The organism is Chryseobacterium turcicum (assembly GCF_021010565.1).
In the GTDB taxonomy this organism is placed as follows: Bacteria; Bacteroidota; Bacteroidia; order Flavobacteriales; family Weeksellaceae; genus Chryseobacterium; species Chryseobacterium turcicum.
In genome coordinates this window covers 938,637-953,827 of the sequence record NZ_JAJNAY010000002.1, presented here as the reverse complement: position 1 = coordinate 953,827, position 15,191 = coordinate 938,637, and the positions used below count along the sequence as shown (strand labels likewise).

10 protein-coding genes and 1 riboswitch are annotated in these 15,191 nt (G+C 33.8%); of the genes, 8 read left to right on the top strand and 2 right to left on the bottom strand.

The features are described from left to right. Positions 1–57 precede the first annotated feature (57 nt). From LO744_RS19145 to pckA, 6 genes are all read left to right on the top strand, one after another. Positions 58–1,998, top strand: coding sequence for a putative porin (locus LO744_RS19145; protein WP_230672278.1), 1,941 nt, complete (start codon positions 58–60; stop codon positions 1,996–1,998). Between the two features lie 12 nt (positions 1,999–2,010). After that, positions 2,011–3,597, top strand: a complete 1,587-nt coding sequence (bshC, locus tag LO744_RS19140) for a bacillithiol biosynthesis cysteine-adding enzyme BshC (protein ID WP_230672276.1) — start codon at positions 2,011–2,013, stop codon at positions 3,595–3,597. Between the two features lie 37 nt (positions 3,598–3,634). Next, positions 3,635–5,359, top strand: coding sequence for a LysM peptidoglycan-binding domain-containing protein (locus LO744_RS19135; RefSeq protein WP_230672274.1), 1,725 nt, complete (start codon positions 3,635–3,637; stop codon positions 5,357–5,359). 57 nt (positions 5,360–5,416) lie between these two features. Then, entirely contained in the window at positions 5,417–6,292 is an 876-nt protein-coding gene (gene fabD, locus LO744_RS19130; RefSeq protein ID WP_230672271.1) for an ACP S-malonyltransferase, read from the top strand. A 10-nt stretch (positions 6,293–6,302) separates the two neighbouring features. Beyond that, a complete protein-coding gene (locus LO744_RS19125; RefSeq protein WP_230672269.1) occupies positions 6,303–7,208 on the top strand; it encodes a GYDIA family GHMP kinase in 906 nt (301 codons plus the stop codon). Between the two features lie 126 nt (positions 7,209–7,334). Continuing rightward, positions 7,335–8,951 carry a phosphoenolpyruvate carboxykinase (ATP) gene (gene pckA / locus LO744_RS19120; protein WP_230672267.1) on the top strand — a complete coding sequence of 539 codons (1,617 nt, stop codon included), beginning with the start codon at positions 7,335–7,337 and terminating at the stop codon, positions 8,949–8,951. Between the two features lie 52 nt (positions 8,952–9,003). Here the strand turns inward: pckA and LO744_RS19115 are convergent, their stop codons facing one another. Next, on the bottom strand, positions 9,004–9,477 hold the full coding sequence (locus tag LO744_RS19115; RefSeq protein ID WP_230672265.1) for a hypothetical protein: 474 nt from the start codon (positions 9,475–9,477) through the stop codon (positions 9,004–9,006). Between the two features lie 167 nt (positions 9,478–9,644). After that, on the bottom strand, positions 9,645–10,052 hold the full coding sequence (locus LO744_RS19110; RefSeq protein WP_230672263.1) for a type II 3-dehydroquinate dehydratase: 408 nt from the start codon (positions 10,050–10,052) through the stop codon (positions 9,645–9,647). A gap of 241 nt (positions 10,053–10,293) precedes the next feature. Continuing rightward, positions 10,294–10,390, top strand: a riboswitch (SAM riboswitch). A gap of 83 nt (positions 10,391–10,473) precedes the next feature. On the opposite strand from LO744_RS19110, the gene LO744_RS19105 reads away from it, so the two are divergent. Together LO744_RS19105 and LO744_RS19100 are read left to right on the top strand one after the other, a co-directional pair. Next, complete coding sequence (locus tag LO744_RS19105; protein ID WP_230672261.1) at positions 10,474–13,392, top strand: SusC/RagA family TonB-linked outer membrane protein; 2,919 nt, start codon at positions 10,474–10,476, stop codon at positions 13,390–13,392. Positions 13,393–13,495: 103 nt separating this feature from the next. Then, positions 13,496–14,989: a RagB/SusD family nutrient uptake outer membrane protein gene (locus LO744_RS19100; RefSeq protein WP_230672258.1), complete on the top strand. Its 1,494-nt coding sequence runs from the start codon at positions 13,496–13,498 to the stop codon at positions 14,987–14,989. The last annotated feature ends 202 nt before the right edge of the window (positions 14,990–15,191 follow it).

The window sequence follows — 15,191 nt, the reverse complement described above, 5'->3', positions numbered from 1 at the left end:
ATCGACGGGGTTTTTTATTGCCTTTTATTTCTTATTTTTGCTGTACAAAAAATATTCATGAAATACCTTTTTCTAATCATATTTTTCCTCGCTCCCTTTACGAAGGCTCAGGTTATTGTTAATAAAACAGACTCTAACCTGCTCGATAAAAAGCTAAAAGATACTTTAGTAATAGATTCCGGGAAAAAAGATTCTCTTAAAATTTTTAAACCAACGATTAATGATTATCAGTATCAAACGCAGTTTTCTGAAAAGAAAATATTTGATACAGCGATGACCTTTAATAAAACGTATATTTTTTCTCAGTATAACAACAGAGATAATTTTGGAAGAGTGCAGTTTGCAAATATAGGGTCGGGATTCAATCCTCTATCTTACGAAGTGAATGCTGAGCAAAATCTTTCTCTACTGCCGGCAAATAAATCGTACGGTATTTTAGGAGTCAATGATATCAAATATTATGATGTAAAAACGCCTACTGCTACTTTTATTTATCATACCGCAATGAAAAACGGAGCAGCTTTGCAGTCAACGTATACCCAAAATATTGGGAAGCGATTTAATTTCGCTTTAGATTATATGGGACTTCGTTCTCAAGGATTTTACAGAAATTCATTAGCAGCCAACAACAATACTTTGTTTTCAGGGCATTATACTTCAAAAAGTGGAAATTATGAATTATTTGCTCATTACCTTCATCAGAATGTAAACAACCAGGAAAATGGAGGAATTGTCGATGACAACCTGTTTCAGTCTGGAGATAGTGAATTTAGAAGTCGAGATAGAGCTTTGGTGAATTTGGCATCATCGAGTTCACAATATTCTTACCGTAGATATTATTTGAGTCATCAGTTTACTCCTTTTAATGCAGAAAAATTTCCTTTTAGAATTCGACATACTATTTTTAATCAAGGGAATAAATATTATTATAATCAAGGTGCTTTAGAGCCATATTGGTATACTTCAGCGGCGGAACTCGTAAATGGTTTTCCTCTTGCAACGAAAAAGTATTCAAATAATTTAAGCAATACTTTCAGTTTGGTCTTCGATAACGAACGTTTTAAATTGGATGCAGGATTAAGATATCAAATGCTAAAATTTGGGGTTGACCAAATTACATTGCCGAATCTTGAAATTCCTTCTGAACTTAAAGAGAATAGATTGGGAGCAGTTGGAAATCTACAGGTTAAACTATTTGATAAATTCCAGGTTAATTCATTCTTAGAAATTTCAAAAGGAAATCAGTTTGGAAATTATTTGAAGACGACAAATAATATCAAGTTTGAGCCTATTAAAGATTATTTTGTGAATGCAAAAGTGAATTTCCAAAATTCATATCCGTCATTCAATTATCTTGCGAATGCGTCGGTGTATAATAATTTCAATTATTTCCTTACCAATGCAAAAAATCAGTCGGTAACTGAAATTGGAGGAAATGTTAATCTAAAATGGTTTAAAACAGAATTGTTTGCCAACTATTTTAGAATAGATAATTATACTTATTTTGATGTTGCGGCAATGCCAAAACAAAGCGACAACTCTGTCAATATTTCTCAAATCGGTGGTGATGCAACATTCAGTTACGGCAAGTTTCATTTAAATACAAGATTACAGTTTCAAAATGTTTTAACGAATAAAGAATTGTTGCCATTGCCTTCTTTTATAGGAAGAGCCAACTTTTTCTTTCAGTCTAAAGCATTCAAGAATGCAGCAGAAGTTCAGGCTGGTTTAAAAGTATATTATTTCTCAAAATTTGCGAGTCGAGAATATTTCCCGATTCTTAACGAATATATTTTACCGAGCGCAGATTCTTTCTCTATCGGAGGACAGCCTATTGCAGATGTTTATGTCAATATGAAAGTTAAAAGAATGTTTTTCTTTATCGAAGGTCAGCAAATAGGAACGCTCGTTTCTCATAACAAATCTTATGCATTTCCACATTATCCGGTTTATGATTTTAGATTAAACATCGGGATTTTATGGTATATGTTCAACTAAAATTTAAGCAGGTTGAAAACAATAAACAAAATAGCATTCAGCGAAATTGAAAGTATTCCACAATTGGTAAAAGATTTCCTGAATCATGATATTGAAGGGTTTGAAGCACATACTTTTTCACTAGAAAATTTCGCTCAGCAAATTCATTCAAAACAAGACTCGTTCACTTCAGATAAAAGAGAAATTCTTTCTGAAGCCATAAAATCGCAGCTTTCTGATTTTAAACTTTCTTCGAATCAGATTGAGAATTTAGAAAATCTTAAGCATAAAAATACATTTACCATTACAACCGGGCATCAGTTGAACCTGTTTTCCGGACCTGTTTTCTTTATCTATAAAATTCTGCAGACGATAAAGACTTGTACTTATTTAAAGCAGAATTTCCCTGATTTCAATTTTGTTCCAATCTATTGGATGGCTTCTGAAGACCATGATTTTGCAGAAATCAATCATTTTAAAACTGAGAATAATTATTACGAAATCAATGAACATTCTGGTGGTGCTGTAGGAAGGATTTTTATAAATGATATTTTTTTTATTTCTGAATTTGAAAAAGAATTTAAAGATTCTATTTTCGGAACTGAGCTTATTTTAATGCTTAAAGAAGCGTATAAAAATGGAAATACTTTAACGAAAGCCATTCAGACTTTGGTTCACAGATTGTTTTCAGATTTTGGATTATTGATTCTAGATGGCGATTCAAAAGAACTTAAAAACCAAATTAAAGATGTTTTTAAAGATGAGCTTGAGAATTTCAGCTTACATAAAAACTCAATAGAGAAAGTAGATTTTCTGACAGATAAATACGGCAAAGTTCAGGTTAATCCTCGGGAAATTAATTTATTCTATCTTTCCGAAACTCGTGATAGGATAGATTTTGATGGTAATAACTATATCGTTGTAGATAAAAATATTCAGTTTACAAAAGAAGAAATTCTTAGTGAACTTGAAAACTCTCCTGAAAAATTTAGCCCTAATGCATTGATGCGACCTGTTTATCAGGAAACTGTTTTGCCAAATCTTGCTTATATTGGTGGAAATGCAGAAATCATGTACTGGCTCGAATTGAAAGACTATTTTACGGAACTCAATTTACCTTTTCCAATCTTGATTCCGAGGAACTCGATGTTATTTTTAAAAGAAAAGACAATTGGGAAAATTGAAAAACTTAATTTAAAGTTGGATGATTTTTTTCAGAATTTCACAAAAATTACGAATGACAAAATTTTAGATAATAATGAAATTCTTCATTTACTTAGTGAAAAAGAAAATCTCTTGACGAAGCAGTTTTTAGAATTGAAAAACGCAGCCGAAAGTACAGACCAGTCTTTTGGAAATCTTGTAAAAGCTGAAGAAACCAGACAATTGAAATCTTTCGAAAGAATGAAAAAAAGGCTTCTTCGTGCTGAAAAGATAAAACAAAATGAGCTTTTAGAACGTTTGGAGAATCTATTTTTAGATGTTCATCCGTCAAAAACCTGGCAAGAAAGAATATATAATTTCTCTGTATTTTTTGCAGATTTCGGATTTTCTTGGATAGAATTTTGCATGGAGGAGATGGTGGTAGAAGATTCAAAATTAATAATTGTTGCCATTTAATTTTAAAGAAGTATTTTTGTAAATTATAATATCGAAAATGATTAAGAGGTTTTTTGTACTATCTGGTTTATGTATGTTTCTAAGTTTATCTGCTCAGAAAACACACACGGTTATAAAAGGGGATACTCCCTACAATATTTCTAAGAAATACGGAATTTCACTGGATGAGCTTTATAAGCTGAATCCTGCAGTGAAAGACGGGAAGTTTTCCATCGGCGATGTTGTGAATGTGAAAACAGGAACTGCTGTTTCTACTAAAACCCCTGCTGTAAATACTTCTTCACAAACTGGAAAAATAATCCTTCAACCTAAACAAACGGTTTACGGTATTACTAAACAATACAGAATCTCTGAGACTGATTTAAGAAAATTGAATCCTGATTTGGATTCTCATTTGAAAATCGGAGACGAAATCACTTTACCTCTAGATAGTATTAAAAAATACGGTGGAAATCAGACAATAGCCGCTACCGTAATAAAACCTGCTGAGCGTGTTACTGAATCTACTTCGGTAAATAATAACAAAACTAAAATAGATTCCGGAAACGACAGGTCTTCTGGCGGAAGTGCACATTCTAATCAGGATGAATATGCTACATATACAGTTGAACAAGGCGATACAGTTTTTTCAATTGTAAATAAATTCGGAGTTACAATTGATGAATTGATTGCATTAAATCCTGAATTATCAAAAGGTTTAAAAGCCGGAATGATTTTGAAAATCAGAAAACTTGATGCTGCTTATATCAAAAAGAATGGTGATGCATTAAGCGTTGTTTTGATGCTTCCTTTCGGGTACAGTACCAATGAAACTCAGTATCGTGCAATGGCTACCGATTTTCTTACCGGTGCAAAATTAGCAATCGAAAGAAATGCTTCAAACGGACAGAAATTAGATATTAAAATTGTTGATTCAGGTAATGAAGCCTCATTTAAGAGTTCTTTATCGCAAATCAATCCTAATAATACCGATTTAATTATCGGGCCTTTCTTCAAGTCAAATGTTATTGACCTTTTAGATTTTACTAAAACTCAAAAAATTCCTGTAGTGGCTCCATTTGCCAACTCGCCGGAATTATATAACTATAGCAATCTGATTATTGTTGAAACCAACAATCAAACGTATGCCGATAAAATTGCTGAAGAAGTAAAATCGGTATATTCTAATCAGAAAATTTATATTGTTGCAGACGCTAAAAAAGAGAATGCCAATTATCTGAAGTCTAGTCTTGAGAAAAATATTAAAAATGCTCAGATTACTGTTGTAAATACTGCTGCAGAAATTCAGTTGGATCAAAACATGATGACAGGGCAATCTGCTCCGGTTATTGCAATTTTGGCGAGTGATAATGATGCTTTAGGAGAAGCTTTTTCAAATAAAGTAATTGCTTTGTCGAAAGAAGTGCAGGGTATAAAAGCATTCAGTATGTATGCCGTGCCCAGTTTCGATAAAAAAGTGGATGAATTGAGTCAGGCAAGTTTGGTTTATCTAATGGACAGAAAAATCAATACTGACGGAAGTTTTGAAAAAGAAATCTTAGCTGCATACAAATCAAAATACTGCAAAACTCCGGGTAAATATGCCGTGATTGGTTTTGATGTAGTCAACGATATGCTGACAAGAGAAAATAAAAAAGGAGAAATCTTTAAACAAATCAATAAAGTGCAAACTCAGTTGGCTACTAAATTTGAATTTGTAAAATCTAAATCAAACGGAGCGTATGTAAATACTGGTTTCCGTGTGATCAGACTGGTTCCTTAAAACTCTTTAAGGACTCTATTATTAAACTATAATTGATATTAAACTTTAAATAAATAAATGAAAGCACTTATATTTCCAGGTCAGGGATCACAGTTTGTAGGTATGGGACAAGAATTATACGACTCCCGTAAAGACATTAAAGACCTGATGGAATCTGCTAACGAAATTTTAGGTTTTGATATTCTTTCCCTTATGTTTAGGGGAACAGATGAGGATCTTAAGAAAACAGAAGTTACACAACCTTCAATATTCATACATTCTGTTGCAGCTTTAAAAGCGGTAAATGGTCTTGGTGCAGAAATGGTTGCAGGTCACTCTTTGGGAGAGTTTTCGGCGTTGGTTGCCAACGGAGTTTTATCTTTTGACGACGGGTTGAAACTTGTTTCTGAAAGAGCAAAAGCAATGCAGGCTGCTTGTGATGCAAACCCAAGTTCTATGGCTGCTATTTTAGGGTTAGATGATGCTAAAGTAGAAGAAATCTGCGCATCAATCAGCGGAGTAGTAGTTCCTGCAAATTACAACTGTCCTGGGCAATTGGTAATTTCGGGTGAAACGGTTGCGGTAGAAGAAGCTTGTATTAAATTAAAAGAAGCGGGGGCAAAAAGAGCACTATTACTACCGGTAAACGGAGCTTTCCATTCACCATTAATGCAACCTGCGCAAGAAAGATTGGCTGCTGCTATTGAAAATACGAAATTCAGAAAAGCAACAATTCCTGTGTATCAAAATATTACGACTACAGCTATTACAGATCCAGATCAGATTAAAGCTAATCTTATCGCTCAATTAACGGGACCTGTAAAGTGGACGCAGTCTGTACAGAATATGATTAAAGATGGTGCCACAAATTTTGTAGAAGTTGGCCCTGGGAAAACTCTTCAGGGATTAATCAAGAAAATTAATAGTACAGTAGCTTCTGCTTCTGCTATCTAATTAAAATAAAATGGGCGAAATATATTCACCGGGAAAGCTTATGCTTACTTCAGAATATTTCGCTGTAGACGGAGCTCTTGTCCTAGCGGTACCCACAAAGCTAGGGCAGGAGTTTTTTTTTGAAGAAAAGCAAGACGGGAAGCCTATTATTTTCTGGGAAGCCTATCATCAAAACGAATTATGGTTAAAAGCGGTCATCGATTATAAAACGTGGCAGATTTTAGAAACCAATATTAATCAAAGTGCAGAGTTTATTCTTAAAACTCTTAAAAACGTTCAGAGCCTTTCTGAAACTAAATTTAAAAGCACAGATACCTATCATTTAAAAACAAACCTTCAGTTTCCTTCAGATTATGGTTTAGGAAGCAGCTCTACTTTAATGAACAATCTTGCCGAATGGTCAGAAGTAGATCCTTTTTATCTGAATACAATCAGTTTGGGTGGAAGTGGATACGATATTGCGGTGGCCAATGCAAAATCTGCAGTGTTGTTTCAGAATAAACCAGAAATCTCTTTTGAGAAGATAAATTTTAGTCCGAAATTTAAAAATGAACTCATTTTTATTCACCTCAATCAAAAGCAAGATAGCCGCGAAGCTATTCAACTTTACAGGTCAAAAATAAAGTCTCAAATTATGGTAGATGAATTTTCAAATCTCACAAGAAATATTTTGTTATGTGATGAATTGGAAAATTTTTCAGAACTAATGATGATACATGAACAAAAAATTTCTGATTTTATTGAAATTCCGACAGTTAAGTCTAAGTTTTTCTCAGATTGCCCAAGTTTTGTCAAAAGTTTAGGTGCTTGGGGCGGGGATTTTGTAATGAGCTCAAAATTTGTAGGCTTTAAGGACTATTTTTGGGGAAAAGGTTTTACCACAATTTTCGAATGGGATGATTTAATAGACTGTTAATCAGTAGTTTATAGCTGTTATTTTTTATTTGTCATTTTCGCTTATATGTTTATATTTATCCACGTTTAACAATTTGTTAATATTCATCAAGTTAAACAAACAAAAGAAAAAGAAAATATAAGTAAAATGAAAAACGCTAAAATCGTCCAAGATTTACAAAAATTAGGGATTAAAGGAGATTACGAATTAATTTATAATCCTTCATACGAAGAGTTATATCAAGCGGAAATTTCACCTGAAAATCAAGGTTTTGAAAAAGCTGAACTTACAGAATCTGGTGCAGTATCTGTAAAAACCGGTATTTTCACGGGCCGTTCGCCTAAAGACAGGTATATTGTTCAGGATGATGTTACAAAAGATACTATTTTCTGGGACGGTAAAGTAAATTTACCTACAACACCTGAAGTTTTCGAATCATGTAAAGATTTGGTACTAACTCAGCTTTCTGACGCAAAAAAGATTTATGTAGTAGATACTTTTTGTGGTACGAACACAGACACAAGACTTAAAGTAAGATTTATCGTTGAAGTTGCTTGGCAGGCGCATTTCGTTACGAATATGTTCATCCGTCCTTCTCATTTTGAATTAGAAACTTTCGGAGAGCCAGATTTCACAGTAATTAACGGATCAAAAACAACAAACCCTAACTGGGAAGCGCAGGAATTAAATTCTGAAAACTTTGTAATGTTTAACCTTACTGAGAAACTTCAGATTATTGGAGGTACTTGGTACGGAGGTGAAATGAAAAAAGGAATGTTTGCGATGATGAATTATTACCTTCCACTAAAAGGAATGGCATCAATGCATTGTTCTGCAAACGTAGGAGAAGAAGGAGATGTAGCGTTATTCTTCGGACTTTCGGGAACAGGAAAAACGACTTTATCTGCAGATCCTAAAAGATATTTAATTGGTGATGACGAGCACGGTTGGGATAACAACGGAGTTTTCAATTACGAAGGCGGTTGTTATGCTAAAGTAATTGACTTGTCAGCAGAAAAAGAACCGGATATTTTCAGAGCGATAAAAAGAGATGCACTTCTTGAAAACGTTGTGGTACACGACGGTGTTGCTGATTATACTGACGGATCTATCACTGAAAACACGAGAGTTTCATATCCTATTTACCATATTAACAAAATCGTTTTACCATCTAAGGCAGGTCATGCAAGCAAGATTGTTTATCTTTCTGCTGATGCTTTTGGGGTATTGCCTCCAGTTTCTATTTTAGATGAAAACCAAGCTCAATATCACTTCCTTTGTGGGTATACTTCAAAATTAGCAGGTACTGAAAGAGGAATTACTGAGCCACAACCATCATTTTCTCCAGCATTTGGTGAAGCATTCTTAACATTACATCCTACAATGTATTCTAAAACATTAATTGGGAAAATGAAAGAACACGGTGCTAAAGCTTATTTGGTAAACACTGGATGGAACGGTACCGGAAAAAGAATTTCATTAAAAGATACAAGAGCGATTATTGATGCTATCATCGATGGATCAATTGAGAAAGCTGATAAAATGACTATCCCTGTAATGAATTTAGAAATTCCAACTTCATTGCCAAATGTTTCTGAAGGAATTTTAGATCCTAGAGATACATACAGTGATGTTGCAGAATGGGAAGAAAAAGCAAAAGATCTTGCTGCAAAATATATCAAAAACTTTGAGCAGTATTGCAATACTGACGAAGGTAAAAAGCTGATTGCTTCTGGTCCTCAATTGCAGGAACAGACCATTTAGAAATAGTGAAGAAAGCCTCATCAATTTGATGAGGCTTTTTTATTGGGTGAAATTAATCTCGCCAACCATAACTTTTCCAAGTTTTACTTTCACTATTATAAATTTCTCTAACAAAAAAACCTCTTTTATATTCAATATTAAAATTGTTCGAATATGTAAATTTATTATATTTTATTCCATAAGTTGTTGGCATTTCCTTAGGGTGAATTTTACTATTGTTTTTGAGAGTAAAGATGATTTGTTCTGACCTGAATCTCTGAACCTTATCAACGATAAACATAGAAATTATTTGAGTAAACAAAAAAAGAGGTAGCAAAATAATGATTTTTGTTGATGTAAGTTTAAACACTCTCTTTTTATATTTAATAGAATTAAAAATAAAAAGTATTAAAGAATATGCTAATATACCTATGAAAGGAATTAGTAAGAAGAACATTTGCACTACAACAAAGTAGTCAATGTAGGGTGTGATAATTCCAAGAATAAGCACTACAATAAAAATATACTTGAAGATGTTTTTTTTCAATCTGATGTTTTGTAATTATTGTTGAAGTTTTGGCAATCAACCGTGTCAAGGTTCTAAACCTTGACACGGTTTTCCAAAACATTGATTTGAAAACCTTGACAAAGTTTTAAAAAGCAATCGAATTTAATTTAATAGTAAGAGTATCATTTGTGGCAAACAAAAGCAAATTACTTCAAACTCAATATCGCTAATCGATATCCTTCCATTCCAAAACCAGACAAAACGGCATCCGTATTTGCCGCAGTCACAGATTTCTGACGGAATTCTTCTCTTTTGTAAATATTGCTGATGTGAACTTCAATTTTTGGCTTTTGAATATTCTTTAAACAGTCTGCAATTGCATAAGAGTAATGAGTAAAAGCTCCCGGATTAATAACGACTGCATCAAAATCATCTACCTGAAGTCTGTTAATCAGCTCACCTTCAATATTTGATTGGTAATAATTCAATTCGTGAGAAGTAAATTCAGATTTTAGTTTTTCTAAATAATCTTCCATTGAAACACTTCCGTAAATTTCGGGTTCTCTTGTGCCTAATAGATTAAGATTAGGGCCATTTACAATTAAAACTTTCATACTATAAATTTAAAAACTTTTTTAATAAGTCTGAATATTTTCTATTTTAATTCCTTTTTAAGGATTACATTATTTTTAATGATATTTCTCATGTTTGGTGATTTCATAATTTTTTCAACTATCTATTTTAGTGGTTTTTAAGATTTAATTACGTTAAATTTTATTAAATTTTAAATTGAAAACTTAAAGTCTACTTGTTTTGTGGACTAATTGTTTTTAGATTTGCAAACGTATTTCGATCGGCTTATAAAGAAAGATGGAGGGAACTGACCCTGTGAAATCTTAACAACCTGCTTTTGGCAAGGTGTTACATTCAGCCTTTAAAGGAAAAATAAGCAATTGGTTCATCGTGTTTATCGATGCTCTTTGTTGTCTTTTCTATAAAGGGTTATTTTTTTAAAATTGATAAATGAAATGAATTATGATTAACAAAAATTTAATTAACTCTAAAGCTTGGATTCCATCTGTTGCTGTATTCTTCTTAGGAATAGTCAACATTAATGGGCAGAAAACAAAAAAAGATACACTGCGCGAACAGGATATAGACGAAGTCGTAGTGGTGGCTTACGGAAAAGCAAAAAAAACAAGCTATACAGGTTCTATAGCAACTATTTCTAGTGAGAAGATAAATAACAGACCGGTTACCAATATTACCAAAGCTTTGGAAGGGCAGGTTCCGGGGCTTCAGGCGGTAAGTGCTTCGGGACAGCCGGGTTCTACAGCTTCTATCCGTATTCGTGGGATAGGCTCGATAAGTGCTTCTAGTAATCCTTTGTTTGTGGTAGACGGAATTCCTTTTGATGGAAACATCAATTCGATAAGCCCCAATGATATTGAATCGATTAGTGTTTTGAAAGATGCTACAGCGAGCTCACTTTATGGTTCAAGAGGAGCCAATGGAGTAATTATTATTACAACAAAATCCGGAAAAAAGGGTGAGGCTAAAGTAAATTTCAATATCAGTCAGGGTTTTTCTACCAGAGCGGTTAAGGATTACGAGCAGGTAAATACAGACCAGTATTTTCAGTTGTACTGGGAAGCTTTGAGAAATGGTTACAAATCGAGTCAGGTCACTTCGCAGCAAGCGGCACAAATGGCGAGTGATGCTTTGGTTTCAGGGAGTAATGGTTTAGGGATTAATCCATATGGATCAAATTATGCAAAACCAGTTGGAACAGATGGAAAACTAGTTTCTGGAGCTACTGCTTTATGGAACGACGACTGGAGAGATATTCTTCAGAGAGTTGCTGCAAGAAGTCAGGTAGATTTAGATTTTAGCGGAGGAAACGAAAAAAGCAATTATTACTTCTCACTAGGATATCTTGATGATAAAGGAATTGCTATTGGATCGGGTTTTACAAAATACAGTACAAGACTTAAAATAAATTCTGAAGTCAAAAAATGGTTAAATGTTGGGGCTAATTTAAGTTATACCAACAGTCTTCAGGAAGCGCCACCTTCATCAGATTCCAGAACAGATAATATCATTAATGCGGCAAGAGTAATCCCTTCTTTTTATCCTTATTATGAACGAAATGCAGATGGAAGTCACCGATTAGATGCTAATGGAAATTATATTTATGATTTCGGAAAATACCGCCCTACAAGTGCTTTGCAGAATCAAAATGCAGCAGCGACGTTACCTTTAGATAAAAATGAAAATAGGGAAGATAATTTTTCCGGAAAAGGATTTTTAGACTTTACTTTCTTGCCGGAATTGAAGTTTAAATCTAGTTTTTCTGTTGATTTGGTTAATTACAACGGTCATTTTTATTCAAATCCTTTAATCGGGCAGGGAAGTGAAATTGGTGGTTCGGTAACAAAAACAAATTCCAGAACGTTGTCTTATACGACCAGTAATATTCTGACTTATGATAAAAAATTTAATCAGCATCACTTTAATATTTTAGCGGGGCAGGAATTTTATCATTACGAGTTTCAAACGATATCAGGAAGCAGAAGTCAGTTTTCACTTCCGTATTATTATGAGCCAGATGCAGCAGCTTTGTTGAGTGGATTTAGCGGAAATAGCGACAAATTAGGACTTTTAAGTTATTTAGGAAAAGCAGAGTATGATTTTAAAAATAAATACTTCGTTTCCGGATCGGTAAGAGCAGATGCTTCTTCAAGATTTTCACCCGAAAACAGATGGGGAACTTTCTGGTCAGTGGGTGGATCATGGAAGGCATCGAACGAAAGTTTTATTAAAGATTTAAACATTTTCAATCAGTTAACGCTTCGTGCAAGTTATGGTGGTCAAGGAAATGATAAATTGAGCACATATTATGCTTACCAGAGTTTGTATGTTTTTTTAAACAATTTAGGTGAGCCAGGGACGGTTGCAAATAGATTGCCAACGCGCAATTTGAAATGGGAAACCAATCTGAATTTAAATGTAGGATTAGAATTTGCCATTCTGAAAAACAGAATTAAAGGAAATGTAGAATATTTCCAACGTCAAAGTAAAGATCTTTTGTTTGATATGCCTTTGGCGCCGTCCGTTGGATTTATTGGATATCAAGCAAATATAGGCGAATTAAAAAACAAAGGTTTTGAATTTTCTCTATTGACAACTCCTGTTAAAACAGATGATTTCGAATGGAATGTTGATGTGAATCTGAGTACTTTAAAAAATGAAATCACGAAACTTCCGAAAGGTTCTATTGTGAGCGGAACAAAACTTCTACAGGTGGGTGGTTCTATTTATGATTTCTTTATTCCTGAATGGATGGGAGTTGACCCTAGCAACGGAAATCCACTTTGGAAAACAATTATAACAGATGCAAACGGAAATACAATAGAAGGAATGACTTCTGAGTATGCAAAAGCTACAAAAACTTTACAGGGTTCTTCTTTGCCTAAAGTAATGGGCGGTCTTACAACAAGTATCAGATACAAAGATTTTGATTTTTCAGGATTATTAACTTTCAGTTTGGGCGGAAAGATTCTCGATAACGATTATACGATGTTAATGCATAACGGTAGCGCGGCAGGAAGAGCTTGGAGCTCTGAAATGTTAAACCGATGGACTCCTGAAAATACCAGTACAGATGTTCCTGCTTTAAGTACAACAACCAATAACTGGACTTCCTCTTCGTCAAGATTTTTATATTCAGGAACGTATGCAAGAATTAAAAATGTAAGCTTAGGATACACGCTTCCGTCTGATTATTTTGAAAGAATTGGATTGAAAAGATTAAGAATCTATGTTCAGGCAGAAAATCTTTTCACATTCTACAAGCATAAAGGAATGGATCCAGAGCAGACGTTAGACGGAACAACTTACTACAGATATCCGGCAATGAGAACAGTAACGTTTGGTTTGCAGGCTACGCTTTAACATATTTAAAATTTAAAAAATGAAATCGCTATGATTTGGAAACAGAAACATACATGAAGATGAGACGATTCCATATGACCTTTAAAAAAAATAAAATCTACATATGAAAAAATTAATATACATATCTTTTGCTTTAATTGCTTCGATTTCTCTGGCAAGTTGTGAGAACGATTTAGAAACAGCTCCTACCAATCAGGCAGACGAAGCTGAAATTTTCAAAACTGCTGAAAGTGCAGAAACAGTAATCAACGGAACTTGGGCAAAATTTAATGACGATGGAACAACCTATGCTAATATAGGGTATTCAACGGTTTTAAGAACCAGTGATGCAATGGGAAGTGATGTTGCGGTTTTAACCAATAAATATGGTTTTCCATCTGCCTATGCATTCACCGATTTGGTGAATAATACCGGCGGAAGATCGCTTTATATCTGGACTTCTCTATATTCTGTTATCAATAACATGAATAATGTAATTGCCAGAATTGATGCCGCAGAAGGTACTCAGGAAAAGAAAAATCAGGTGAAAGGTCAGGCAAAAGCATTACGTGCTTTTTGTTATTGGAATCTTGCGAGTTTTTATCAGTTCAGTTATATAAAAGATAAAAATGCATTAACGGCTCCAATTTATACAGAGCCAGCCACCACCAATTCTGTAGGAAAGAAAAAAGCAAGTCTTGAAGAAATCTATACCTTAATTAAAAGTGATTTAACCGATGCCAACCAATTACTTCAAAATTACACAAGAAACAATAAAGATAAAATAGACCGTTCTGTAGTTAACGGACTTTTGGCAAGAGTTTATCTGAATACAGGAGAATGGACAAAAGCGATTGCTTCTGCACAAATTGCCAAGACAGGATTTCCTCTGATGAATGCCGAGAAATATAAAGAAGGCTTCAATGATATTACCAACGGCGAATGGATTTGGGGGCATGCACAAACTCAGGAGCAGTCTGGTGAAAGCTATGCATTTCACTTTTTAGATGTTTCATCTTCGGGAAGTTATTATTACAGTTTTATGGCTGATCCTTATTTTAAAGATTTGTTTGATACCAATGATATTCGATATTCTTTATTTTCTTGGGATGGCTTGCCTGGAAGAGAAGGGCTTCTGAGATATGCTAAATTTAAATTTAAAGCTAATTTAATTGCCGATATCGTTTTCATGAGAGCTGCTGAAATGTATTTAATTGAAGCTGAAGCTGAAGCAAGAAACGGAAATGTTACGAATGCCATCGCAGTTTTAAATCAATTAAAAACAATCAGAAATGCGAATGTTTATACTGGTTCTCTAGCACAAAATGATGTCATTAAAGAAGTTTTGATTGAAAGAAGAAAAGAACTCTTTGGAGAAGGGTTTTCTTTGGCAGATATTATCAGAACCCAAGGAAAGGTAGAAAGAAAAGCCTATGTAAACACAAGCGGACAACCGATTCAGGTACAGGTTACCACTCCAAGTGGTACGGTGAAAACGGTGAATGGAAGAGGTCATTCTATATTTGCTTTTCCTGATCAGTCGGCTTTTACACCCAACAGCAGATATTATTTGTTTTCAATTCCGCAGAAAGAAATTGAGAACAATCCAAATTTATAGTTTTGATTTTATTTTTAAGAGTCTTTGTAGAAATGCAAAGGCTCTTTTTTTAAATTTAAAATATTGAAAATTAATTGCTTGTATTTCCTTGCTAAAACGAAGTGCCTTTGTTTATCTTAAAATGATAAAGCTTTTTGGTATTTTTCTTTGTTTATCATTGCGATTAAAAAATGATCACAATGCCCAACAAATATTTTTCACA